This is a genomic window from Streptomyces olivochromogenes, from assembly GCF_021538895.1.
GTDB lineage: Bacteria > Actinomycetota > Actinomycetes > Streptomycetales > Streptomycetaceae > Streptomyces > Streptomyces olivochromogenes_A.
This window is the reverse complement of the sequence record NZ_JADDRL010000070.1, coordinates 23,360-46,557: the sequence shown is the minus strand read 5'-3', so window position 1 is coordinate 46,557 and position 23,198 is coordinate 23,360. Positions and strand designations below refer to the sequence as shown.

16 protein-coding genes and 3 pseudogenes are annotated in these 23,198 nt (G+C 68.8%); 9 read left to right on the top strand and 10 right to left on the bottom strand.

Translation table 11 applies throughout. From position 1 onward, the window contains the following. Positions 1–47: 47 nt before the first annotated feature. Entirely contained in the window at positions 48–860 is an 813-nt protein-coding gene (locus IPZ69_RS30105) for an ANTAR domain-containing protein (RefSeq protein WP_235457783.1), read from the bottom strand. A 132-nt stretch (positions 861–992) separates the two neighbouring features. Between IPZ69_RS30105 and IPZ69_RS30100 the strand changes: the two are divergent. Next, positions 993–1,307: pseudogene (locus IPZ69_RS30100) on the top strand (helix-turn-helix transcriptional regulator); the annotation flags it as partial. A gap of 50 nt (positions 1,308–1,357) precedes the next feature. On the opposite strand, the gene IPZ69_RS30095 reads toward IPZ69_RS30100, so the two are convergent. After that, positions 1,358–2,713: a glutamine synthetase family protein gene (locus IPZ69_RS30095; RefSeq protein WP_235457782.1), complete on the bottom strand. Its 1,356-nt coding sequence runs from the start codon at positions 2,711–2,713 to the stop codon at positions 1,358–1,360. Between the two features lie 272 nt (positions 2,714–2,985). Here IPZ69_RS30095 and IPZ69_RS30090 point away from each other — a divergent pair, with 272 nt between their 5' ends. The 8 genes from IPZ69_RS30090 to IPZ69_RS30055 all read left to right on the top strand — a co-directional run bounded on the left by IPZ69_RS30090 (position 2,986) and on the right by IPZ69_RS30055 (position 11,614). Next, the gene (locus IPZ69_RS30090) at positions 2,986–3,561 is read left to right on the top strand and encodes a MarR family winged helix-turn-helix transcriptional regulator (RefSeq protein WP_235457781.1); all 576 of its coding nucleotides are present in this window, start codon (positions 2,986–2,988) and stop codon (positions 3,559–3,561) included. A gap of 215 nt (positions 3,562–3,776) precedes the next feature. Beyond that, positions 3,777–5,246 carry an aldehyde dehydrogenase gene (locus tag IPZ69_RS30085; RefSeq protein WP_235457779.1) on the top strand — a complete coding sequence of 490 codons (1,470 nt, stop codon included), beginning with the start codon at positions 3,777–3,779 and terminating at the stop codon, positions 5,244–5,246. Then, positions 5,239–6,174 carry a 3,4-dihydroxyphenylacetate 2,3-dioxygenase gene (locus tag IPZ69_RS30080; RefSeq protein ID WP_235457777.1) on the top strand — a complete coding sequence of 312 codons (936 nt, stop codon included), beginning with the start codon at positions 5,239–5,241 and terminating at the stop codon, positions 6,172–6,174. Before IPZ69_RS30085 ends, IPZ69_RS30080 begins: the two co-directional genes overlap by 8 nt. Positions 6,175–6,183: 9 nt before the next feature. After that, the gene (locus tag IPZ69_RS30075; protein WP_235457776.1) at positions 6,184–7,029 is read left to right on the top strand and encodes a fumarylacetoacetate hydrolase family protein; all 846 of its coding nucleotides are present in this window, start codon (positions 6,184–6,186) and stop codon (positions 7,027–7,029) included. Between the two features lie 43 nt (positions 7,030–7,072). Then, positions 7,073–8,437 carry a pyridoxal phosphate-dependent decarboxylase family protein gene (locus IPZ69_RS30070; RefSeq protein WP_235457775.1) on the top strand — a complete coding sequence of 455 codons (1,365 nt, stop codon included), beginning with the start codon at positions 7,073–7,075 and terminating at the stop codon, positions 8,435–8,437. A 155-nt stretch (positions 8,438–8,592) separates the two neighbouring features. After that, positions 8,593–9,399, top strand: a complete 807-nt coding sequence (locus IPZ69_RS30065; protein ID WP_235457774.1) for an acetoacetate decarboxylase family protein — start codon at positions 8,593–8,595, stop codon at positions 9,397–9,399. Between the two features lie 20 nt (positions 9,400–9,419). Continuing rightward, entirely contained in the window at positions 9,420–10,910 is a 1,491-nt protein-coding gene (locus IPZ69_RS30060) for an aldehyde dehydrogenase (RefSeq protein ID WP_235457773.1), read from the top strand. Then, entirely contained in the window at positions 10,907–11,614 is a 708-nt protein-coding gene (locus IPZ69_RS30055; RefSeq protein ID WP_235457772.1) for a gamma-glutamyl-gamma-aminobutyrate hydrolase family protein, read from the top strand. Before IPZ69_RS30060 ends, IPZ69_RS30055 begins: the two co-directional genes overlap by 4 nt. Positions 11,615–11,753: 139 nt before the next feature. On the opposite strand, the pseudogene IPZ69_RS30045 reads toward IPZ69_RS30055, so the two are convergent. The 8 genes and pseudogenes from IPZ69_RS30045 to IPZ69_RS30010 all read right to left on the bottom strand — a co-directional run bounded on the left by IPZ69_RS30045 (position 11,754) and on the right by IPZ69_RS30010 (position 22,957). Beyond that, positions 11,754–12,126, bottom strand: a pseudogene (locus tag IPZ69_RS30045) (ATP-binding cassette domain-containing protein). 38 nt (positions 12,127–12,164) lie between these two features. Further along, positions 12,165–12,425: pseudogene (locus IPZ69_RS30040) on the bottom strand (sulfate ABC transporter substrate-binding protein); the annotation flags it as partial. A 122-nt stretch (positions 12,426–12,547) separates the two neighbouring features. Further along, entirely contained in the window at positions 12,548–13,909 is a 1,362-nt protein-coding gene (locus IPZ69_RS30035; RefSeq protein ID WP_235457771.1) for a protein kinase domain-containing protein, read from the bottom strand. 479 nt (positions 13,910–14,388) lie between these two features. Continuing rightward, positions 14,389–18,687, bottom strand: a complete 4,299-nt coding sequence (locus tag IPZ69_RS30030; RefSeq protein WP_235457770.1) for an nSTAND1 domain-containing NTPase — start codon at positions 18,685–18,687, stop codon at positions 14,389–14,391. Continuing rightward, the gene (locus tag IPZ69_RS30025) at positions 18,684–19,025 is read right to left on the bottom strand and encodes a CU044_2847 family protein (protein ID WP_235457768.1); all 342 of its coding nucleotides are present in this window, start codon (positions 19,023–19,025) and stop codon (positions 18,684–18,686) included. The genes IPZ69_RS30030 and IPZ69_RS30025 overlap by 4 nt, the downstream gene beginning before the upstream one ends. Before the next feature lie 627 nt (positions 19,026–19,652). Continuing rightward, on the bottom strand, positions 19,653–20,660 hold the full coding sequence (locus IPZ69_RS30020) for a hypothetical protein (protein ID WP_308407560.1): 1,008 nt from the start codon (positions 20,658–20,660) through the stop codon (positions 19,653–19,655). A 14-nt stretch (positions 20,661–20,674) separates the two neighbouring features. Continuing rightward, positions 20,675–21,715: an LGFP repeat-containing protein gene (locus IPZ69_RS30015; protein ID WP_235457766.1), complete on the bottom strand. Its 1,041-nt coding sequence runs from the start codon at positions 21,713–21,715 to the stop codon at positions 20,675–20,677. A gap of 51 nt (positions 21,716–21,766) precedes the next feature. Continuing rightward, positions 21,767–22,957: a DUF4185 domain-containing protein gene (locus IPZ69_RS30010; RefSeq protein WP_235457765.1), complete on the bottom strand. Its 1,191-nt coding sequence runs from the start codon at positions 22,955–22,957 to the stop codon at positions 21,767–21,769. Positions 22,958–23,198: the final 241 nt, after the last annotated feature.

The window sequence follows — 23,198 nt, the reverse complement described above, 5'->3', positions numbered from 1 at the left end:
CCGGCGATCAGCTGGTCGTCCGCCGCTGCAGGGGTTGGGCCGGTTCATTACGGCGTCCCGCGGCCGCCGGCCTCTTCCTCGGGGACGGGGTGTTCTGGTTGCGGGGGACCGGATGTCTTGTCTGCGGCGCGGCGGGCGGCGACGGCCGCGGCCACGTACTGCTGGTCCTCCTCGGGGAGCGGTTGGCCCTGAACCGTGGTGAGCAGTTTCTCCGCGACGTGGACGAGTTTGGTGTTCGTGTTCTGGGAGATTGTGACCAGTACCTGCCAGGCGTCCTCGGCGGTGAGGCTGAACGTGGCCATCAGGATCCCTGTGGCCTGATCGATAACAGGGCGCGTCTGCATCGCCCGGTGCAGTTGGACGACCTCGGTGCGCAGTTTCTCGTCCTCGTCCAGGGCATCCTCCTGACGTTCTGCGCTCGCTTCGGGGCCGCAGCTGGACAGGCCTGCCGGACAGCGCTGAAGCGTGAACAGGGGCCACGTGCCCGTTACGCTCAGCAGACGCTGCACCAGGGGGCTGGCGGCGCGGATGGTCACTGTCTTGCCCGCTTCCAGGGCGCGGCGCCGGGCGGTGAGGAAACAGTTCAGGCCGCAAGCGTCACAGAACCCTGTGCGGCTCAGGTCGAGATCGACACCGTGCCTGCTCTGCCCGACGGCATCGCGCAGCGCGGCCTGGACTGCTTTTTCCGCGCTGATGTCGAGATCGCCGCGAATCGCCACGAGCAAGCGCCCGCCGCGGGGGGAGGCGTCGATCAGAAGATTTCGCGGTGCCGCTTGCGCAGCGGCGGAGTGGTCGGCCGGTGGTGTGCTCACGATCTCGACCTCCCTGGCTCGTTGCCGGGGAAGCTTCAGCTCCCGCATGGACGCCTCTTCTGTTGGCGTCCACTTCCTTCCGCACCCAGGCTGCGCCCGCCAGCCGTTGCCTGTCAAGAAATACCGGAAACCTATTTCGGTCTTTTGGATACGTGAATGACTCGGTCGTACCCTGGCTGTATGGGAGAAGTGCCCGAGTCGCACACGGGGTGGACGTTTCTCACCAACCACGCCCGAGTGCTGGCCGCGATCGAGAGCAATCGCCGGACCCGCGTCCGCGAGATAGCCGCGCACTGCCGGCTGACCGAACGCGCGGTCCAGAAGATCATTTCTGACCTGGAGACGGCCGGTTACCTCACCCACCGGCGTGAAGGGCGGTCCAACGCCTACCGCATCCAGCCGGGAAACCCCCTGCGCCACCCGGCCGAGGCGGCCCTGACGGTAGCGGATCTGCTCTCCCTCCTGGTCCAGCACGACACTGAGCACGCCGACCAGGCCGCCGAGCCGGTGGTGGGACCGGGTGGCCGGTCGGGGAGTGGGCGGTCTCAGTTGATCTGGGCGTACTCGCGGAACTCCCAGTCGGTGACGTACTTGTGGAACCGGGTGACTTCGTCCCGCTTGAAGGTGAGGAAGGCGTCGACGAACGCCTTGCCGAGGACGTCGATGAGCTGGTCGTCGGACTGGAGCGCGTCCAGCGCCTGGCCGAGGTCGGTGGGCAGCTTGGTCGCGGCGTTGGTGTCGGCGGCGCGGCCGGTCGCCGGGGCGCAGGGCTCGGCGGCGGTGGTGATGCCGAGGTGGACGGCGGCCAGCAGGCCGGCGACGGCGAGGTAGGGGTTGGCCGTGGCGTCGCCGAGACGGACCTCCAGCCGGGAGGCGGCACCGCGCTCCGGCGGGATGCGCACCATCGCGTTGCGGTTGTCCAGGCCCCAGTTGATCAGCCAGGGCGCGGTGGTGTCCGGGCCGAAGCGCTTGTAGGAGTTGACGGTGGGGTTAAGCAGTGCGGACAGGGCAGGCGCATGGTTGAGGACGCCGGCCAGGGCGTGGCGGGCGGTGGCCGACAGGCCGTGGGCCTCGCGTGGGGCGTCGAAGACGTTGGCCCCGTCCCCGTCGACGAGGGAGAGGTGCAGGTGGAACCCTGATCCGCCGCCGTCGTTGAACGGCTTGGCCATGAACGTCGCCAGCCGACCCTCGGCGCGGGCCAGTTCCTTGATCGCGGCCTTGAACCGGAAGGCGCGGTCCGCAGCGTTGAGCGCTTCGGAGTGGTTGAGGTTGATCTCGAACTGCCCACCGTCGAACTCGCGGTTGCCGCCGCTGGCGTCCAGGCCGAGGGCATGCAGGGCGCGCACCGTGCGCAGGAGGTGTCCGTCCGGGTCGGCCCGGCGCCCGGTGGTGTAGACGTTGCCCGGGGCGGGGGCATAGCGCCGCCAACCAGTGGGTGCGTCCGCGTCTGGCTCGAGCAGGACGTATTCCAGTTCCGGGCCGACGAGCGCGGTCAGGCCCGCGTCTGCCAGACGGGAGAGGACCCGGCGCAGCAGGTCTCTGGGTGATTCGGGCACGCTCTGGCCGGTGGCCGGGTCCCGGACGTCGCCGATGCACCAGGCCACGTTCGGCTCCCACGGCAGCGGGACGACAGTGTCCAGGTCCGGACGTACCAGGACGTCCGGCATGCCCGCCTCCAGGCCGCCGGGGATGTCCGAGTGATCGCCCCGGGCTCCCGTGTGATAGACGGCGCGGCTGAAGGCGAGGCCGTGGCCGGTCGCGTGCGGTAGATGGTGCAGCAGGACGTCCCGACTGCGGTCGGAGCCCATCAGGTCCGGGTAGGCGACGCGGAGGACATCGATCCCCTGGGCGTCGAGCGCCTCCACCGTCTGTCGGACCTGGGGGTCGGTATGGGCGCTCAAGGGATACTCCAGAGGTGGCGACGAAGAGTTGCATTCTGTCTGATGTGCTCGCGCGGAATTTGTGCGGCTTGATGACCGGCCGGTGACGCCAGGGGTAGTCGTTTGATGTCAAACGATATGAGCTGGGGGCGCCGCCCACAAGAGGGGCGAGCGGAATCTCCCGGCCGCCACCCAAGACTCAAGGTCACTGCCCCGGCGGCTTCACGGGATACATTTGATCGCAAACGAACATGTCGGCGGCCTCATGCCGCCCCGAGGTCGAGGAGGAGCCTGTGCCCGGGCCCCGCCGATCCATCACCGAGACCGAACAGGCCATACAGCGGCGACTGGGCGGCCTGACCCTGCAGCGCGAGGCCATGGCGGCCGTGGGCAACATTCACCGGGCGGCCGCGGCGGTGCGCCAGCATCTGGAGAACTCGGTGTTGCGTCCGCACGAGCTGACCTGGACCGGCTTCGTCGTGCTGTGGGTGCTGTGGATCTGGGGTGAGGCGGAGACCTGGTCGGTGGCCGAGGAGGCCGGCATTTCCAAGGGCACGCTGACCGGGATCTCTCGTACCCTCGAATCGCGCGGCCTCGTGGTTCGCTCCGCCCATCCCGAGGATCGCCGCCGCGTCCTGCTCTCGCTGAGCCCCCAGGGGGAGAAGCTCATGGAGGAGCTGTTCCCGGCATTCAACGAGGAAGAGGCGTTCGTCGCCGCCCCGCTCGGTCCTGAGGAGTGCCTCCGGCTCGCCGAGAGCCTGCGCGCCATCGTCAGCCGGCTCGAGGAACACGGCGAGCAGCGCAGGCGCGAGCTGCTCGACGGCGAGAACCTCGCCCCGCGTCGCTCGGGCCGCCGCCCGCGCCCGTAGGTCGGGCCGGGCTGTCGGGGCCCTGGTTCACCCCAGGGTCCGCGCTCATCTCCCGAGGTGGCGGTACTCACTCATGGTCCCGGTGGGGCTGCTGCTTCGGGGGCGGGGGGCGCCTCCTCGCCGTAACGTTTGGAATCAAATAAACGTCGGGAATCCCTTGACACACAAACGTCCCCGCGTATTTATTTGGGGTCAAACGAAACGGAGGTCGGGACATGACCCGCGAGCCCCAAAAAGCTGTCGTCGCCGGGGTATCGGTAGACACCCGGCACTGGATCGGAGGCGAGCGCGTCGCCTCCAGCCAGACGTTCACCGACGTCTCACCGATCGACGGCAGCGTTCTGGGTGAGATCGCCCGGGGCACCGCGACGGAGGCGGCGGCCGCGGTGGCCGCCGCGAAGGCCGCCTTCCCCGGCTGGTCCCGCACCCCGCGCTCCGAACGCGCCCGGATCCTGCACGCGATCGCCGACGGTGTGGAAAAGCGGCTCGAGGACCTGGCGATCGTCGAGACCACCGACAACGGCGCTCTGCTCCGCTCCCATCGGCACGGCGTGATGCCCCGCGTCGCGCACAACTTCCGCTTCTTCGCGGACTGGCTGCTGAGGCTGGGCCACGAGGACTTCCAGACCCGTGGCCACACCAACCACGTCAGTTGGGACCCGGCCGGCCCCTGCGCGCTGATCACCCCGTGGAACGCCCCGCTCATGCTGGCCACCTGGAAGGTCGCCCCGGCCCTCGCGGCGGGCAACACGGTGGTCCTCAAGCCGGCCGAGTGGTCGCCGCTGACCGCCTCGCTGCTCGCGGACATCGCCGCGGAGGCCAGGCTCCCGGCCGGTGTCCTCAACCTCGTCCAGGGCTACGGCTCGGAGATCGGCAGCGCGCTGACCTCGCATCCGGACGTGCGGCGGATCAGCTTCACCGGCTCCGTGCCGACGGCCCGGCGGATCGCAGAGTCGGCCGTCGCCAACCTCACCCCGCTCAGTCTGGAACTGGGCGGCAAGTCGCCGTTGCTGGTGTTCGCCGACGCGGACCTGGACCTGGCCGTGGACCTGGCGGTGGACCAGTACGACAACGCCGGCCAGGTGTGCCTGGCAGGCACCCGGTTGCTGGTCGAGGAGCCCATCGTGGAGGAGTTCACCCGCCGGTTCGTCGAGAAGGCGTCCGCTCTGAAGCAGGGTGACCCGCGCGATGGGACCACCGACATCGGGCCGAACATCCACCCTCGTCAGCTGGAGAAGATCGACGGCTTCGTGCAGCGTGCGCTCGCGGCAGGGGCCAAAGCGGTGATCGGTGGCCACCGCAAGGAGGGCCTGTACTACGCGCCCACGCTCCTCACCGACGTCACGCAGGACTCGGAGATCGTGCAGGAGGAGGTCTTCGGCCCGGTCCTGACCCTGCAGACCTTCGCAGACGAGGAGGAAGCCGTCCGCCTCGCCAACGGTACCCGCTTCGGGCTCGCCGCCACCCTCGCCACTGGCGACTTGGAGCGCGCCGAACGCGTCAGTGCCCGGCTGGTGGCGGGCACCGTGTGGGTCAACTGCTTCTTCGTCCGCGACCTGAAGGCCCCGTTCGGCGGCTCCCGCCTCTCCGGGGTCGGCCGCGAGGGCGGCGCCTGGAGCTTCGACTTCTACTGCGACGTGAAGAACACCGTCACCGCCCCGAAGGGATGGACGAACCATGGGTGAGATCGTCGGCGCGGGCCTGCTCTCCCACGTCCCCACCATCGTGCTCCCGAGGCCGGAGCGCCTGGCGCTGAACGAAGGCAAGGAGATCACCCTCGTCACCGGCCTGGAACAGCTCCGCAGGGATGTCTTCGAGTACGACGGCTACGACACCGTCGTCGTCCTGGACTCCCACTGGGCCACCACCGTCGAGTTCGTGGTGACGGCGCAGGACCGGCGGGCGGGCCTGTTCACCTCCGAGGAGCTGCCCCGCGGCATGTGCCGCATGCCGTACGACTTCCCCGGCGACCCCGAACTCGCCCAAAATATCGCGAAGTTTACCGACAAGCACGGCACGTTCATCACGGCGATCGACGACGCGTATCTGCCGGTCTACTACGCGACCGTCAACCTCTGGAAGTTCCTCGGCGAGGGACTGTCCGACAAGCGCTGGGTGACCATCGGCGTCTGCCAGACCGGCGACATGGAGGACCACCTGCGCCTCGGCCGCGCCCTCGCGGACGGCATAGCCGCCACGTCGGGCCGCCGGGTGCTGCTGATCGCCTCCGGCGCCCTGTCCCACACCTTCTGGCCGCTGCGCGAGATCCGCGACCACGAGGCCAGCGACCCGGTGCACATCTTCACCCCCGAGGCACGCGCGGCCGACGAGGAGCGGATCGCCTGGTTCAAGGAGGGCCGGCACGACAAGGTCATCGACACCATGGACGACTTCTGGAAGTTCAAGCCGGAGGCGAAGTTCTTCCACTACCTGATGATGGCCGGCGCGCTCGGTGAGCGGGCGTGCGTGGCGAAGGCCCGCCAGTACGGCGAGTACGAGAACTCCGTCGGCACCGGCCAGGTCCACCTGTGGTTCGACCGCCCGGCCGGGGGCTGGACCGGCACCGGCCTGCCCGCCTCCCCGTCCGCACGCTCCCCCCACAGCCGTATCTAGGAGCCCGCCATGCCCGAATACCGCCGCATCCTGCTGGATGGTGCCGCCGTCCAGGTCACCGTCGACGGGGACGAACTGGTCGCCGCGGACGGCCGCCGCGTGAAGACAGAGGATGCGCAGCACCTGCCCCCGGTGGTGCCCTCGAAGGTGATCGCCGTCCACCTCAACCACCGCAGCCGGGTGGAGGAGTTCCGGATCGGTCTGCCCGACGCCCCCACGTACTTCCACAAGCCGACTTCGTCCCTGAACTCCCACAAGGGGGCGATCGTCCGCCCCGAGGGCTGCAAGTGGCTCAACTACGAGGGCGAGGTCGCCATCGTCATCGGGAGGACGGCACGGAACGTCTCCCCGGCCGAGGCGGGGGAGTACATCGCGGGCTACACCGTCGCCAACGACTACGGCCTGCACGACTTCCGCGACACCGACGCGGGCTCCATGCTCCGCGTCAAAGGTTCCGACACCCTCTGCCCGCTCGGCCCCGGCCTGGTCACCGACTGGGACTTCCACGGCAAGAGTCTGCGGACGTACGTCAACGGCGAGGTCGTCCAGGACGGCTCGACCGACGAGATGAAGTGGGACATGCACTACCTCGTCGCCGACATCGCCCGCACCATCACCCTCTACCCCGGAGACGTCCTCCTCTCCGGCACCCCGGCCAACTCGCGGCCCGTCCAGCCGGGCGACGTCGTCGAGGTCGAGGCGGAGGGCCTGGGCAGGCTCACCAACCACATCGTCACCGGCCCGACCGCCATCCGTAGCGACGTCGGCGCCCAGCCCACCGAGTCCGAGGAAGTGCTGTCCACCGCGCTCGGCGGCGACTGGGAGTTCCGCGGCATCCGCCCGCCCCGGCGCTGAGCCCGCACCACATGAACAGGCGAGATGAAGGAAGTGTGACGAGATGGATCTGAACAAGTGGCTGACCGCGGCGGTCGCGTCGAACGCCGAGTGGGCGAAGACCTTCGGCCCCTTCGACCCGCACCCGGCGCTGGCCGTCGACGACAGTCGGTTTGCGGCCGCGTTCGAGGTCTTCACCGAGCGTCTGAAGGACAACTACCCCTTCTTCCATCCCCGCTACGCGGGCCAGATGCTCAAGCCACCGCATCCAGCGGCCGTCGTGGGCCAACTGACCGCGATGCTGATCAACCCGAACAACCACGCCCTGGACGGCGGGCCGGCCACCGCCGCGATGGAACGTGAGGTGGTCCAGCAACTGGCCACCATGTTCGGTTACGACACCCACCTGGGCCACCTGACCACCAGCGGCACCATCGCCAACCTCGAAGCCCTCTTCGTCGCCCGCGAACTGCACCCCGGCAAGGGCATCGCGTACAGCACCGAGGCCCACTACACGCACGGCCGGATGTGCGGCGTTCTCGGCGTGGAAGGCTTCCCCGTCCCCACCGACAGCCTTGGCCGCATGGACCTCGATGCGCTGGAGGAGCTGCTGCGCGGCGGGCGGGTCGGCACCGTCGTACTCACCGCCGGCACCACCGGGCTTGGCGCCATCGAGCCGGTCCACGACGCGCTGGCACTGCGGGAGCGCTACGGCGTGCGGATCCACGTCGACGCCGCCTACGGCGGCTTCTTCACGCTGCTGGCCGGCGCGGACGGCCCCGAGGGCCTGCCGGCCGAGCCCTGGCAGGCCGTCGCCCGGGCCGACTCGATCGTGGTGGACCCGCACAAGCACGGTCTGCAGCCCTACGGCTGCGGCGCCGTCCTCTTCCGCGACCCCTCCGTCGGCCGGTTCTACCTGCACGACTCGCCGTACACCTACTTCACCTCTGAGGAACTGCACCTGGGCGAGATCAGCCTGGAGTGTTCCCGCGCCGGTGCGGCGGCCGCCGCACTGTGGCTCACCTTCCAGCTGCTGCCGCCCACCCGCCAGGGACTGGGCCAAGTGCTGGCGGCCGGCCGGCGTGCGGCACTGCACTGGTCAGAACTGATCGAGGGATCCGAGTACCTGGAGCTCTACCAGCCCCCGCAGCTGGACATCGTCAGCTACTTCCCGCTGACGGCCGGCCACACCCTCTCCGAGATCGATGCGGCCAGCAACCGCATCCTGCAAGAGGGGATGACCGACAGCGAGGACCCGGTTTTCCTCAGCACCCTCCGCGTGGGCGCCGAGCGCTTCACCGCACGCCATCCGAAGATCACCGCGGACGCCGCCGGCGCGCGGATCCTGCGCAGCGTGCTGATGAAGCCCGAGTCCGAGACCTACGTCGAGCACCTGCACGAACGGCTGGAGCGGCTCGCCCGTTCATGACCGTCCCGGGTGCCACCGGCCCACGGCCGCCCTGCCGCGGAGAGCCGGAACCCCGGGCACCCGGCCCATGACCTCACGCGTCGGCTGATCCTCTCTTCCCCATCCGCCGCAGGTGGCGTCGCCGCCTCTGCCGAACCCTTCTGGAGCATGACGACATGGCCCGTGTCCGTGGCTACTTCCACCCCAAGACGGCGACGGGCGCCTCGTCGCTCATCCCCTCCCCGCCCTGGCGGTACTCCGGCGACCTGCTGACCGTGGAGTACCGCACCGACCCTGCCCGGGTGCGCGAACTGCTGCCCGAGCCGCTGGAGCTCGCCGACGAGGACCCCGGCGCGGTGGCGCTGATCTGGGCCGACTGGCAGTCCTGCTCGGCGTCGGGGGAGGAACTGCTGGACCCGGTGCGCTCCCAGTACAAGGAGGCGTTCGCTGTTGTCCGCTGCAAGTACAAGGGCCAGACCTACACACGCTGCGTGTACATCTGGGTCGACAAGGACTTCGCGATCGCCCGCGGACTGCACCAGGGCTATCCGAAGAAGCTCGGCTCCATCCACCAGACTCACCCGCACCCCTACGGGCCGGCGCCCCGTATCGAGGCCGGGGCACGGTTCGGCGCGACCCTCGCCGCCGCCGACCGGCGCCTCGCGCAGGCCGTGGTGACGCTGCGCGAGCCGTCAGAGGCGAATGGCTTCGTCAACGCCCGTCCGATGGTCCACCACCGCTGGCTGCCGTCCATCGAGAAAGGCGAGGGGCTCGCGCTGGACGAGCTGATCGAGTCCGGAGCGGCCTCCTTCGAGGGCGGTCGACCCTGGGTCGGCGACGCCGAGCTGGAACTGTTCGAGTCGCCCACCGAGGAGCTGGCCCGTCTGGAGATCCGTGAGCCGATCGGCGCGTACTACCGGCAGGTCGGCGTCGTGTGGGACGGCGGGCGGCTCCTCGAGACCGGCACCTCCGGCGCCGAGTGACGGGCCGTACGGAGACACCCATGCGCAACGTCACCCACGAAGAACTGCTGATTCGGGCCAGGGAACTCGGCCTGCCCACCCAGCACCACATCGACGGCCGATCCGAAAGCGGCGGCGGCGCGGCCTTCGCCGTCGTCGCGCCCCGCGACGGACAGGTCCTCACCCATGTCCCCGACGCGGGCGAGGCCGAGGTCGATCTCGCGGTCGCGGCCGCCCGCCGCGCCTTCGACTCCGGCCCCTGGCCACGCCTGGCCCCCGCCGACCGCGGCCGGATCCTGTTGCGGATCGCCGAACTCCTCGAGGAGCGACGCGAGCAGCTCGCCCTCACCATCAGCCTGGAGATGGGCAAGCCGATCACCGACGCGTACGACATCGAACTGCGCGCCGCCATCACCACCTTCCGCTGGTACGGGCAACTGGCCGACAAGCTCACCGACGAGTCCCCGCACACCGCCCCCGACACCCTCGCCCTCGTCACCCGGGAGCCAGCCGGCGTGGTCGGCGCGGTCGTACCTTGGAACTTCCCGCTCACCCTGGCGAGCTGGAAAGTCGCCCCCGCCCTCGCCGCAGGGTGCACCGTCGTCCTGAAGCCGTCCGAGTCGTCCCCCCTGTCGGCCCTGCTGCTCGGCAGGATCGGCACCGATGCCGGCCTACCCCCGGGCGTCCTCAACGTCGTCACCGGTGACGGCCCGACCGCCGGACGGGCGATCGGCCTGCACCCGGACGTCGACGTTCTGGCCTTCACCGGCTCCACCGCCGTCGGCCGCCACTTCCTGCGCTACGCGGCCGACTCCAACCTCAAGCGGGTCTGGCTGGAGCTGGGTGGCAAGTCGCCCAACATCGTCCTCCCCGACGCGCCCGACCTGGAGAAGGCCGCGGCCACCGCCGCCTGGGGCATCTTCTTCAACCAGGGTGAGATGTGCACCGCCCCCTCACGGCTCCTGGTGCACTCCTCGATCGCCGAGCAGGTCACCGACGCAGTGGTCCGGCGGGCGCGGGAACTCAAGGTCGGCGATCCCCTCGACCCGGCCATCGAGATGGGCGCTCTGGCCTCACGGGGCCACCTGGATCGCGTCCTCGGGCACATAGCCGGCGGCCGGGCCGAGGGCGCCCGCCTGCTCAACGGCGGAGAACGCGTCCTGACCGCCACCGGCGGCAGCTTCCTGCAGCCCACCGTCTTCGACCGCGTCGACCCGGGCATGCGGCTGGCGCGCGAGGAGATCTTCGGTCCCGTGCTGTCCGTCCTCACCTTCGACGACCTGGACGAGGCCGTACGACTGGCGAACGCCACCGAGTACGGCCTCGCCGCCGGTCTGTGGACCTCCGATCTGTCCACCGCCCACCGGGTCTCCCGCGCGCTGAAGGCCGGGACGGTCTGGGTCAACTGCTATGAGGAGGGTGACCTGACCGTCCCCTTCGGCGGAATGAAGCAGTCGGGCAGCGGCCGCGACAAATCCGTGCACGCCCTGGAGAAGTACACCGAGCTCAAGACCACCTGGATCCAGCTGTGACGCGCCCGTTGATAGCCATTCCGGCACGCTTCTCCGCCACCGCCTCCGCGCTGCGGTACGCCGCTGAAGCCAACGCCCGCATGCTCGTCGAGGCCGTCTGGCGGGCCGGCGGAGAACCAGTGAGCATTCACCCGTCGGACCCCGCCGAAACCGATGTCGCCGCCCGGCTCGTCCGCTTCGACGGCGTCCTGCTGCCCGGCGGCGGTGACATCGCCCCGTACTGCTACGGCGCCACCGACAAGCACGACAGCGTCTACGACGTCGACGACCTCCAAGACGCCTTCGACCTCGAAGTCGCCCGGCGAGCACTGGAGTCGAGGCTCCCGCTGCTGGCGATCTGCCGCGGCCTGCAGATCGTCAATGTCGCCCTCGGCGGCAGCCTTCACCAGGACATGGGCGGCCCCGACCTGGAGCACCGCCATCTGCTGCACCCGGTGACCATCCGACCAGGAACGCGGACGGCTCAGGCCGTGGGTGCCGAAAAGGCTGAAGTATCCTGCTACCACCACCAGCGGGTGGACCGCCTGGGCAACGGCCTGACCGTAGCCGCCATCGCCGAGGACGGCACCGTAGAGGCCCTCGAACTCCCCAGAGCGGAAAGCTGGTTCACCGCAGTGCAGTGGCATCCGGAGGACACCGCGTCCACAGATTCCTCCCAACAGAACCTCTTCGACACCCTGGTACGCAGCGCTCGCTCCTCCTGAGCGGTCCGGTGAGCCCTTACGAGCAGCACCAGCGCGACGGCGACGACCGGGGGCAGCACTTTGCGCATCAGGGTCTCGTGCAGCGGCGTACCGTCGGCCTAGACGGAGTCCAGGGCGTCGAGCCCGGTCTCAAGTCCCGTCAGAGCGGCCGCGTCCTGCAGATCTCGACGGACAGCTCGGCGACCGCCCTGTCCTCGATGCGGCGTGGCTGCGGAATGCCGACGGTCCACTCCCGGGCGATTCGCCGTAGCCGGGAGGACGGCAGTACCACCCGCTGTCCCAGCTTCACCGCCTCCCGCACGTTGTGCGTAAAGGGTGGATTTGCCGCAGCCGGAGGCTCCCAGGAGGGTGACGAACTCGCCGGGTGCGACATCGCGCGTGATGTCGTTCATCACGAGCTGCTGTCCGCCGGGCGTACCCGGCGCCGGGAAGGACTTCGAGACGTGCTCGACGCGGGCGGCATGCGTCACCGCAGTGGCGGACTCGGTAGCCTCGGCTGACATGGTGGCCATGGTCGTCACCTCCTGGGAACCCATCGGTCCGGCTGTCGCTACTCGGCGCCGAGACCGGCGTCGTCGACCTCCTTGCCGGTCTCGGCCTTGAGGACCTTGTTGAGCGGCGTGAGGTCGTAGATGCCCTTCAGGTCTGGCTTGTCCAGCAGGTCGGCCTTCTTCGTGTGCTCCGCCACGGTGTGGAGGGTCGAGGCCAGCGGGTCGTCGAGGAAGGTGACGGACTTCCAGGCCGGGTCGATGACGTCGGCGGGCAGTGCCTTGCCGGACAGCTCCCTCAGTGCCGCGTTGGCGGCCGTCTTGGGCCTCCGGGAACTGCTCGGAATAGGGGCGCACCCCCGGGCTACCAGGAGGACCTGCCTTCATGCGCGTTCCGGCGGAAGGTCACTCGACCAGGAGCCTGCTCGACTTGCACGATCCAAGATCAGTTACGAGACAGCCTCTCGATAAGGGCCAGCGCCTGGGCGGCTGTCGGGCGTTTGCTTGGGTCCTTCTCCAAGAGTTGCTCGATGAGCTTTGTGAGTCGGCCTGCACGCTCTGGACGGGGGGCTTCGTCGAACACGACGGCCGTCGGGTTGTCAGGCCAGAACGGCAGGCGGCCCTCAACTGCCTGATAGAGCGTCACCCCGAGAGAGAACAGGTCGCCGGCACCCCCATCGTCGCCACCGCGTACGCGCTCCGGGGCGACGTAGCCCGGCGAGCCGACGAACAATCCGGTGGCGGTCAATCGGGTGTCGGTGCTGTGTACAGCAATACCGAAGTCGGTGAGCATTACGTCACCATTACTGGTGAGCATGACGTTGGCCGGCTTGATGTCCCTGTGCACGATGTCGGCCGTGTGCGCTGCGTCCAGGGCTCTCAACAGAGCCACGGCGATTTCTGTTGTGCGGCCCACCGTTAGCGCACCTTGCGCGTCGAGCTGTTCCTGAAGCGAGTACCCGTCGACCAATTGCATGATCATCCAGGGGGCTCCGCTCTCGCTGACGATGTCGTGGACGGTCACGATGCTGGGGTGATCACGAAGCTGCGCGGCGTTGCGGGCTTCACGTACAGCACGGGCCAACAGGTCAACCTGCTGTGTGTCGGAAGCCGAGCTGGGCAGTCGGACTTCCTTGACTGCCACGTCAACGTGTAAAGACTCATCGCGGGCCTTCCACACTTGCCCGAACCCGCCAGATCCGAGTCGGCTGATGAGACGGTACCGACCACCGATCACGCGTCCCGACTTTGCTTCTTTCCGGACATCCCGCTGAGGGGGGCGTGGCGGGGCGGTTGGCGCCGTCTCCTCCCCGGCCCGCTTTATGGAATTCAGCTCGATGCGGTTGACACGGATGCCCCACTTTCTGGCGGCCTCATCGAGGAAACCAAGCAGCGCCGCGTTGATCTCCGCTCGCAGAGCCGGGGTTCGGGCCAGGTCTATGTCGCCGATGAGGTGGCGGAGTCTGGTGTGGGTGAGCTCCTCGATCGCCGTGATGTAGTCGTTGACTTCGTACACGGCCGCGCGAGGGTCGACCACCTGGTAGTGGATGATCGTGTCGATCTTGACGGCCATCCTGTCCCGGGTGGTTACCGATTGCGGCGGGAGCGCCACGACCTGTTCACGGAGATCGATCCGATGCTTGACCGAGTCGATGAACGGGACCACGAAGTTCAGACCGGGGCCCAGTATCCGTGTGTAGCGGCCGAAGCGCTCGACGATCGCGGCGCTGGCCTGTGGGATCACGAGGATGTTCTTGATCACTGTTGTGAAGACCAGCACCACCAGCATGATCAGGATGATGATCACCGGTTCCATCGTGGTTCCCTTCCCCCGTGCATCGTGGCTCCTTCTCTCCAGCAGACACCCAGGCATCCGATCCGGATGATGCCTGTTGATCTCCACGCCGAAGTCTGACAGGGCCACGCTGTTATGCGCAGCTAGCAGGCTCAGGTCTGGCACCGATCGGCTTCACGAGGCGCCTCTTGGCTCAGAAGCCGTCTCTCAACTGATTTTGGATCGTGCAAGTAGGGCAGGTTCCCGGTCGAGTGATCTTCCGCTGGTACGCGCATGAAGGCAGGACCTCCTGACGGCTCGGGGGTGCGCCCCTATTCCGAGCAGTTCCCGGAGGCCCTGTTGTCGTTGTCGTACGCGCCCGAGCCCGTTGACTTCAACTCGCCAGCCGTATCATGCGATTGCCTCGCGCCCGTGTACGGCAACGCGGCTGACCAAAAGAGTGGCGTTCGGTTGAGATACGGCTTCTAAGTCCTCGACGTCGGCCCACCAGGTCAGCAGGTCTTGCGGTAGGGGATGTCAGGGATGTGCGCCTTCCATTCCTGTTTGGTGAGAGGGCCGGACCTGGTGCAGAGGTCTCGGATCAGGCGCGCGGGGGCGATGGTGTCGGTGAAGAACCTGCCGTGCCGGTCCACGCCGGTCAGCGTCGAGCCGTCGGGGGAGAAGGCCAGGGCGATGATGTCGTCGAGGGGGCCGGTGAGGGGGACGCCGAGCTCTGAGTTGGTGCGCCTGTCCCATACCTTGATCTGGTAGCCGAGCGCGGCTTGGTGCACGGTGGCGAACAGCCGGCCGTCAGCCGAGGCGGCGGTGGCTCTTTCCGGTGTGAGCAGGGGAGGCGACACGGCACCGGTGCGCAGGTCCTCTCCGTCGGGCAGGAGTGTGCGCGCGTCCCAGAACCGGAGGAATGGCCGGAATCCGCGGGGGTAGGTGTAGAGCGTCGAGCCGTCCTCACTCGCGGAGTCCACGTCCAGGCTCGGGGAGCCCTTGGCGAGGATCCTGCCGGACGGGAAGGCGACCCGGCCGAGGTTCGGGGCGGCGATCACACTGTTGCCGTCGGGTTGGAAGAAGACGGCCGCTCCGTTGTCGGGGTAGCCGAGCCTGGCACGCACCTCACGGATCCGGCGCATGGTGGTCAGGTCCCAGAACGTGAGCGTGTTGACGTCGTCGTCCGTGAAGACCTCGACGGCGAGCGACTTGTCGTCGGGTGAGAACGCGAAGGTCACGTAGGGCGTATAGCGCTGCGAATACGGCCTATCCTGCCGGTCCTTCTTGACGATGGGCAGGCTGCCGAGCATCGATCCGTGCTTCTTGGCCGTGTCCCAGATCTCGATTCCGGTATCGGCGCGGACGGCGAGCAGACGCCCATCGCGGCTGAGCTGGATCCCTGTCTCCGCCGAGTTCGCCACCGCCGGCGAGGCCACGGTGGAACGCTTGGTCCGCGACAGCGGGGACCAGATCTCGATGTCGCCGCCGATGTGCAGCGCGAGGGTGCGCCGGTCGCCGCTGACCACACCCTCGTCGTAGTAACCGCCGTTCTCCTTGGGGGGTTTGGTGGCGTCTCTCACGTCGATTGTACGAACCACGCCGTCTCCCCCGACGCACCGGAGCGTCGAGTCGTCGGCCGTGAAACGCAGGGCCGTCGCCGGATGGCACTCGCTCTGCGTGGTCGAGTAACGCATGACCTGACCCGAACTCGCCGACGCCGTGTCCCAGACGACGGCGTTGTGCACGATGTACCGGCCGTCGTGGCTGAAGTACAGGGAGTTGTAGTCCGTGGGGTCCTCAGCGCCCTTGAGTTCGACGCTGGGAAATCCCTTGGTCCGCTCGAACATGCTGATTCTGCCGCCCTTGGCCCGCACGGCCGCGAACTTGCCGTCCGGGCTGAACACCACGGGACCCTCGATGTCTCCCGCCTTGAGCCCGTAGTACGGAATGGGGATGTGCAGCTTCTTCTTGGTGCGCAGGTCGAGCCAGGTGAACGCCTTCCCCCCGCCGGCGGGCACGGAGAGTACGCGTTCGTCCGGAGAGAACGAGGAGTCGGCCAGGAGGAAGACGGGTGAACGGGTGCTCGCGGTAACGATCTTCCGGGCGGTACGGGTGTCCCGGACCACCAGCGTGGACTTCATGTCCAGGTCGGTCGTCTCGATCATCAGGTACGTGCCCCGGGGGCTGACCGCGATGCCCGGCCAGTACCCGCTGTCCTCCCGGGCGGTGTGGTACACGGCGTGGGCGCCACGGACCCGCGCAGCCGCGACGTCGATCAGCCGCGTGTACCCGTCCTCGGTACTCACGGCGGCCGTCCTGCCGTCATCGGAAAGGTCCACCCGATGGACTCTGGCCGGGGCCACAAAGATACCGGTCTTCTTCCGGGTCCTGACGTTCCAGAACTCCACACGAGTACCCCCGGCGGCCACCAGGGTCTCCCCTGTAGCGTCCAGATCGAACTCCGTCGCCACGGACCCCGGCAACTTCAGCGCGTCGTCCTCCTGTTGGTCATGCAGGGCCAGCAGCGCCGACCACGACTCGGGCGTCCCGGCCAGCCGCGCCGAAGCGACCGCCAGCCGTCGGCCGAGTTCGGGGTCCGTGCGGCGGACCGACTGCGCCGCGCCGGCCACCTGGGCGGACGCGGCGCGGTCGCGTTGGCCGATGACGGTCTGCCGCTGGCCGTAGGCGACGCCGGTGGCGAGCAGGGCGAGGACGAGCATGATGACGAGGCTGGCGTTGATGCGCCGGGTGCGGCGCAGGGCCGAGTGCTGATGCTGCCGGCTGGCTTCCACCAGCGAGCTGATCTCGGTGGGCAGGGAACGCCGGCCCGCCCATTCCTCCCCTTCCGCGAGCAGCGAGCCGTCCAGCAGGTCACCCGGCAGACCGCTGTGCGCGTGGCGGTCCTGCTGTTCTGTGGCGCGGCGCAGCCAGACCTGGAACTGGTGGTCCTGGGCGACCCAGTCACGCAGGTCGGCCCAGCCGCGGATGAGGGAGTCGTGGATGAGCTCCACCGCCGGTTCATCAGGAGGCGCCCCGGGAGCTGCGGTCGTGTCGGTCACGACGATGCGGTAGCGGGTCAGGGCCGCCAGTACAGCGTCGAAGGCGGCGCCGGCGTCGGGGTCGGTGGCCCCGTGGTCGGTCGCCAGGGCGCGCAGCCGGGTGAGGGCGACGGGCCGGCGGGTGGCGGGGATGCCGTTGGCCTCGTCGGCCGTCTGGACCAGCGCGGTGAGGATCCGTTGCGCGACGGGACGCTGCCTGGCGGGAAGTTGACCGAGGGCACGGTTGCACCAGGCTGTCAGGCTGCCGGTCACCTTGCCGAGCTTTTCGTAGGCCGCGTGGGTGAGGTGGCCGTCCTCACGGCGACGACGTACCCACAACTGACGCAGGGCCAGCTCCAGCGGCGGCAGCAGGGTGACCGGCGCCTGCCGGGCCACCGGGTCGATGTCCAGGACGTCGTCGACGATCCGGTCCGCCAGACCGGCCTCCAGAGGCAGGCCAACGGCCGCGGCGGGCCGGGTGATGATCGCTTGCAGGTCCTGGCGGCTCAGGGTCGTGGGGACGTTGCACAGTCCGGGGAGGACGGCGTTCATCAGGTCGGGGGCGAGGGCGTCGAGCGGGGCGTAGAAGTCGTTGCGCATGACCAGGAGCACGGTGACCGCGGCATGGGATGCGCCCAGTTCCATGAGCTGGTCCACAGCCCGAAGCCGCACGTCGTCGGCACGTCGGTCCGAGTCGGGGGCGGGCTGGGTGAGGAGTTCCTCGAACTGGTCGACGACCAGCAGCAGACGGTCGTGGTCGGGCGCGGCGGCCAGGCGGGCCTCTGCCGCGGCCGGCAGACCGTCTGTGGCCGCACCGGGCAGACCCGCGCCCTCCAGCTCCACGAGCAGGTCCTGGCCGGGACGGACGCACAGCGGCAGCCAACGGTCGCTGCCCGGTATCTCTCCCTCGGCCAGGGCGGGCAGGACACCCGCGTTCATCAGCGACGACTTCCCCGCTCCGGAGGGGCCCAGCAGCATCAGCATCCGCCGGTCGCCGCCCAGCGCGGCGAGCACCCGTTCCACGGCGGCCTCACGGCCGTGGAACCACTCCGCGTGCCGCGCGGTGAATGGCTCCAGTCCCAGATACGGGCACGCCTGGTACTCGGCCAGCCGGGGACGGACCTCTCGCAGTACTTCGGCCGGAGTGGCGTAGGCGATTCCCAGCCCCTTCAAGTGGGCGTCGGGGGAGGCGATGGCGGTGACCATGCCGATCACCAGGCCAGTCATCTCGTCCACCACCGGCCCGCCGCTGAAACCGGTGGTCAGATCGTTGGCCTTCGTCAGTTGGAGCAGCCGCCCCACGCCGTCGGCCTCGGGCAGTAGGCCGCCGACTTCGCCGTACCCGAAATGCCCGTTCCGCGGCGCCTGGGCGGGGAACCCGAACGAGAAGACCCCATGGCCCCGGCACCCCGCGCTCGTCCCCACGGCCATGCCGCGGGCTCCCGCCGGAACCGAATCGAGGCGGAGTCCGGCGACGTCGTCGGCCTCCGCCGCCCGCCACTCCTCGGCCACTATCTCGGCCAACACCCGTGGCGCGTACGGCAGATGGGGGAAGCGTACCTCCACCCTGCCGCCCGGTGACCGGTCGGCGTCGCGCACGACATGCGCACAGGTGAAGCCGGTGTCCGCCCCCGTCAGGAACCCCGCGCCGGCCACCGTGCCGTCCGACGCGAGCACCTGGAAGACCGACACGGACATCGACGGCTCACCCGCCCCGGCGAGACTGCTCTCGTCGTCCGGGCGACCTGCCGTCGCCGTCACGCTCGTCACGGGGCATCCGGCCCAGCGTCGCCGCGCTCCCACACCACGCGGACCTTCAGATGGACGGCCGTCTCGCCGGAGGTGATGACCGCGCCGGCCTTCGCCGACAGGTTCACCCCGAACTCCACCTCCAGCTCCCGCGGCCCCGCCTGGCGCAACTGGTCCAACACCGCCCGCGCCATCTCCCGCACCGGAACCAGCGATTCCTGCAAGGTCCGAGGCAGCTCACGTACGGCGTCCCCGACCCGGCCCGCCTTCACCGGCCCGTCGAACGCCGGTGTGTCTTCCATCTCTTCCAGCAGCACCGCCCCGCCACCCTCCAGCGGCATCCGCGCAAGGCCCGGCACCGGCCCACCTCCTCGGAAAGTCCAGAATGGATCTGAGCTACTCAACCGGAAAACGGTTCCCATACGCCCCTGGTTTCACCGTCTACCGGGGACCACCACATACGGACCGGATGGCTCCGTGGGCCGTGATCAGACCCTGGCGACCTCGACCAGCACATCGAGCCGAATGAGGCCGTCATCCTCGGCTCCGGCGCTGTCCCGGCACCATCGAGCCCGCCCCCAGTTCCAGGTCATCGCCGACGTCCGCACCTGCTCCGAAGCTGGCACTGCTCTCCAGGAGACCGGCGTCGTAGGTCGCGGTGTCCAGGGCCCCACGACGCCCTGGTGGCCGAACTCCGCGCGAACGACTTGCTCGGCGACGTGAGGTCCGCCGCGCTTCACCGCGTCCGTTGGCTCGTTGACCTCCTGGAACGTCACACTGCCGGCCGACCCACCACGGCCTGAACACGAATCCGGACCGCAAGCCCACCATGCCCCGAAGCGCCGTCAGACACCCACACACAACAACGTGACAGCGCCCGCACGAAGGCGGAGAACCTGCAGTCGGCAGACCGCGCTAGGGCTTGCCCGAGGCACGATTGTGGGTGATGTCGCTGCTGGTCAGGAGGAATGTGCTGATGGTTTTCGTCAGTTGTTGGTGATCCAGGTGCCCTTGTCCCGGTTCCAGTGGATGGTGGCTTTCTGGAAGCGCTGCGCTTTGCCGCCGCCCGCCTCGTCCATCTCGTCGGTGGTCGGGTAACCCAGGACGCTCTCGTGCCCCGCCGCGTGGAAGGCGTCGTAGATCGCGTCATGCACGACATGCGTGCCGGTGGACGGGGACCACAGGAACAGCCCCCGCTCGAAGAACTGGTAGCGCCCCCGGGTCCCGTCCGGCGCCCGCGAGGCATCGGCCTCGTCCATGGTCGGGAAACCCCAGCGCCGCTCCGCGTCCGTCGCCCAGAACGTACTCAGGATGTCGCCATAGACCGCATAGGCCACGTCCGGGTGCCACAGGATGATCCCGTGCTCGAACTGCTGGAAGCGCCCGCCCAGCGAGGCATCGCGTTCGCCCCGGATCGGCCGTCCCAGTTCGCTGCTCGGACCGCCCAGGCTGTCGTACTTGACCGCGATGGTGCCGTACGGTACGAGGTCGTCCAGTTTGTTGTAGCGGCGGGGTGCGAATCCGCGGAGCCCGTCGGTCCACACCTGTTCCTCGGCCACGTGTCCGAAGTCGTACTCCTCGCGGACCACCGGTTGGGTGTGGGCCGCGTCCGCCCAGCGGACGAACAGTGCCACGTGGTCGGTGCCGCCTGAGTCCCGCAGCAGGGCGTCACCGGGTTGCAGGTCGTCGGCCGGGATGTCGAACGTGACGTTCCACAGGTTCCAGGTGGTGAGGGAGCTGCTCAGATGCCAGGCCATGGACACATAGCCCGAGCAGTCCGGGCGGTAGCATCCGAATTGATTGTTGTGGCAGCCGGTCTGACTGTACGGCACCTGTTCGTCGATCCACGACCATGCGCGGTCCAGCACTTCGCCCCGCCCGATCGGCTCGTCGGGGGTTGACGCGCTCGCGGTCGGTGTTGCGCAGAAGGTGGCCGCGAGGGTCGCCAGCGTCAAAGCCGTAATGCGACGCACCGTGCGGTGAAGGAACTTCAAGGAAGCTCTCCTGCTCAGTTGTTGGTGATCCAGGTGCCCTTGTCCCGGTTCCAGTGGATGGTGGCTTTCTGGAAGCGCTGCGCTTTGCCGCCGCCCGCCTCGTCCATCTCGTCGGTGGTCGGGTAACCCAGGACGCTCTCGTGCCCCGCCGCGTGGAAGGCGTCGTAGATCGCGTCATGCACGACATGCGTGCCGGTGGACGGGGACCACAGGAACAGCCCCCGCTCGAAGAACTGGTAGCGCCCCCGGGTCCCGTCCGGCGCCCGCGAGGCATCGGCCTCGTCCATGGTCGGGAAACCCCAGCGCCGCTCCGCGTCCGTCGCCCAGAACGTGCTCAGGATGTCGCCGTAGACCGCGTAGGCCGCATCCGGATGCCACAGGATGATCCCGTGCTCGAACTGCTGGAAGCGCCCGCCCAGCGAGGCCGCATCCTCCGCCCGGACCGGCCGGCCGAGGACGCTGCCCGGGCCGCCCATGCTGTCGTATTTCGCCCCGATCGTGCCGTAGGGCTGGAACGCCTCGTCCTGCAGCGCCCGGGCGGTGTCCTCCGCCTGGTCGTACCGCTCCGGGTATGCGGAGCGTTGGACGGCCTGGGCGAGCTGCCCTGCGGTGCCGCCCTCCATGCCGGGCTCCATCTGCAGAGCCACCTCGAAGAACTTTCCCGCCGCGTAGTCGACGTCCATGACCTGTTCGGGGGTGCCCCAGCCCTGTGAGGGGCGCTGCTGGAAAACGCCGAGCGAGTCCCGGTCCCCGCACGACAGGTTGTTCATCCGGGACTCGACCCAGCCTGTCTCGAAGCCGGCGAGCATGACCTTCTCGGACACGTTCATGCGCTGGCCGACCTCGTAGACCTTGCGGGTGACCGCGATGTCCCGCTCCGGAGGGACGGAGCAGTACAGCGTGGCGGGGGCGGCGTGGTTCAGGGGGCGGGGGATGTACTTCAGGGGCTTTGTACTCCGGGCGCTCGCCGGGCTGCCGCTCAGTGCGGTCAGGACCGTGAGGGCGAGCAGGGCTATGCTGACCGCTCTTGCGCGTCGTAAGCCGATGCCGCTCATCTGTTCCTCTGTGCCGGGGATGTGTGCCGAAGGGGGATTGCGGAATGCGGACTACGGGTTGACGCCGTCGTACTGCAGTACTCGGTAGGGCGACTGGTCGGGCTGCCCGTTCCACTGCGACACGATCAAGGTCAGGGAGCTGGGGCCGGCGCTGCCCGGATGGATGTATCCGCCGTAGAGGAAAGGGAGTTGGGGCTTGCCCCAGTGGCTCGGCGGCCAGGCGGCGTTGCCGACGATCTGCGGCTTCGGCGCGCTCCACATGGCATCGGGCCGGGGAGCGGTGCGGGTGCAGATCGAGTAGTCGGTGACGTCGAAGTAGCTCATGCAGTACGTGCTGCCGATGCGCTTCACCGAGAACTCGCCGATGTTGTTCCCGGACAGGATGATCGAAGGCTGGACTGCCCCGGTCCACTGCCAGCGGCCGTCGAGGTAGGCCCAGTTCTCCTGGGCTCCGAAGTTGCCTGCGCGGAACTCTTCCGGCCAGATGCGGAAGAGCTGGATCGCCCCGCCGTCGCCGGTGTTGCGGTGGCTGCCGTTCCAGCGTTTGGAGAAGATGTACAGCCAGCCGTCGGGGTCGATGCCCGCGAACGACCACATCCCGTACGGAGACTCGTTCACCCCCTGGGTGTCACCCGCCCAGTGGTAGGGGTAGTCGTGCCAGGTCACGCCGTGGTCATCGGAGTAGGCGACGCCGGACATCCGTGAGCCGTCGTAGCCCGTGGGCGGCTGCCAGACCTCCACGGAGGTGAATTGGATGTACGTACGGCCGCCGAACTCGATGCAGTCGTTCGGGATGCGGCTCACCTCGAAGCCGTGCCCGTTGTCGGCGTTGTGCTGGTAGTCGAAGAGCTGCCGGGCGGCGCCTCCCGTGGGCATGGCCCAGGTGAACGAGATCGGGGTCGCGCCGGAGGCATCGAAGGCGGCCTGGTTCAGCATGACCGGAGAACCGAGGTAGTCGCCTCGCAACCCTGGTTCGGTGAAGGAGTCGCCGAAGACGTAGCCCCAGGTGTTGTCGTGCTCCCGGTAGTAGGGGATGGCGAGATCCCCCGATCCCAGCCCCTGCGAGCTCGCCGAGTCGCCCGGCTGTTCACACAGGGGTGTGCCGCGCTGGGCCGCGGCGGCGCGGGGAGCGGCGGCAATCGAGCTGCCCAGCGCGCCGGCGCTCAGGGCGACACCCGCGCCGGCCCTCAGCAGCGATCTGCGGGTGACTGGGAGGCGGTCGGGGCGTGCGGGGTTGGACATGGTCGGCCCTCCAAGGTCGGCTCATCGCGGCGAACGCGGTGTCAAGTCGGGGATGTGGTCCGCGAGCGCTGTGCTGGGTGTTCCGTGCCTCCGCATGCTTTTGCCGGCGCCGGGGCATCACGGGACGCTCGCTATGTCACGGCTCCGGGACCGGTCCGGGCGGTCCGCGGCGGCACGTTCATCCTGGCGAGGGGCGCTGAAAAGACGATGAAATACCGGTTCACCGCCTGGAGGCGGCGGT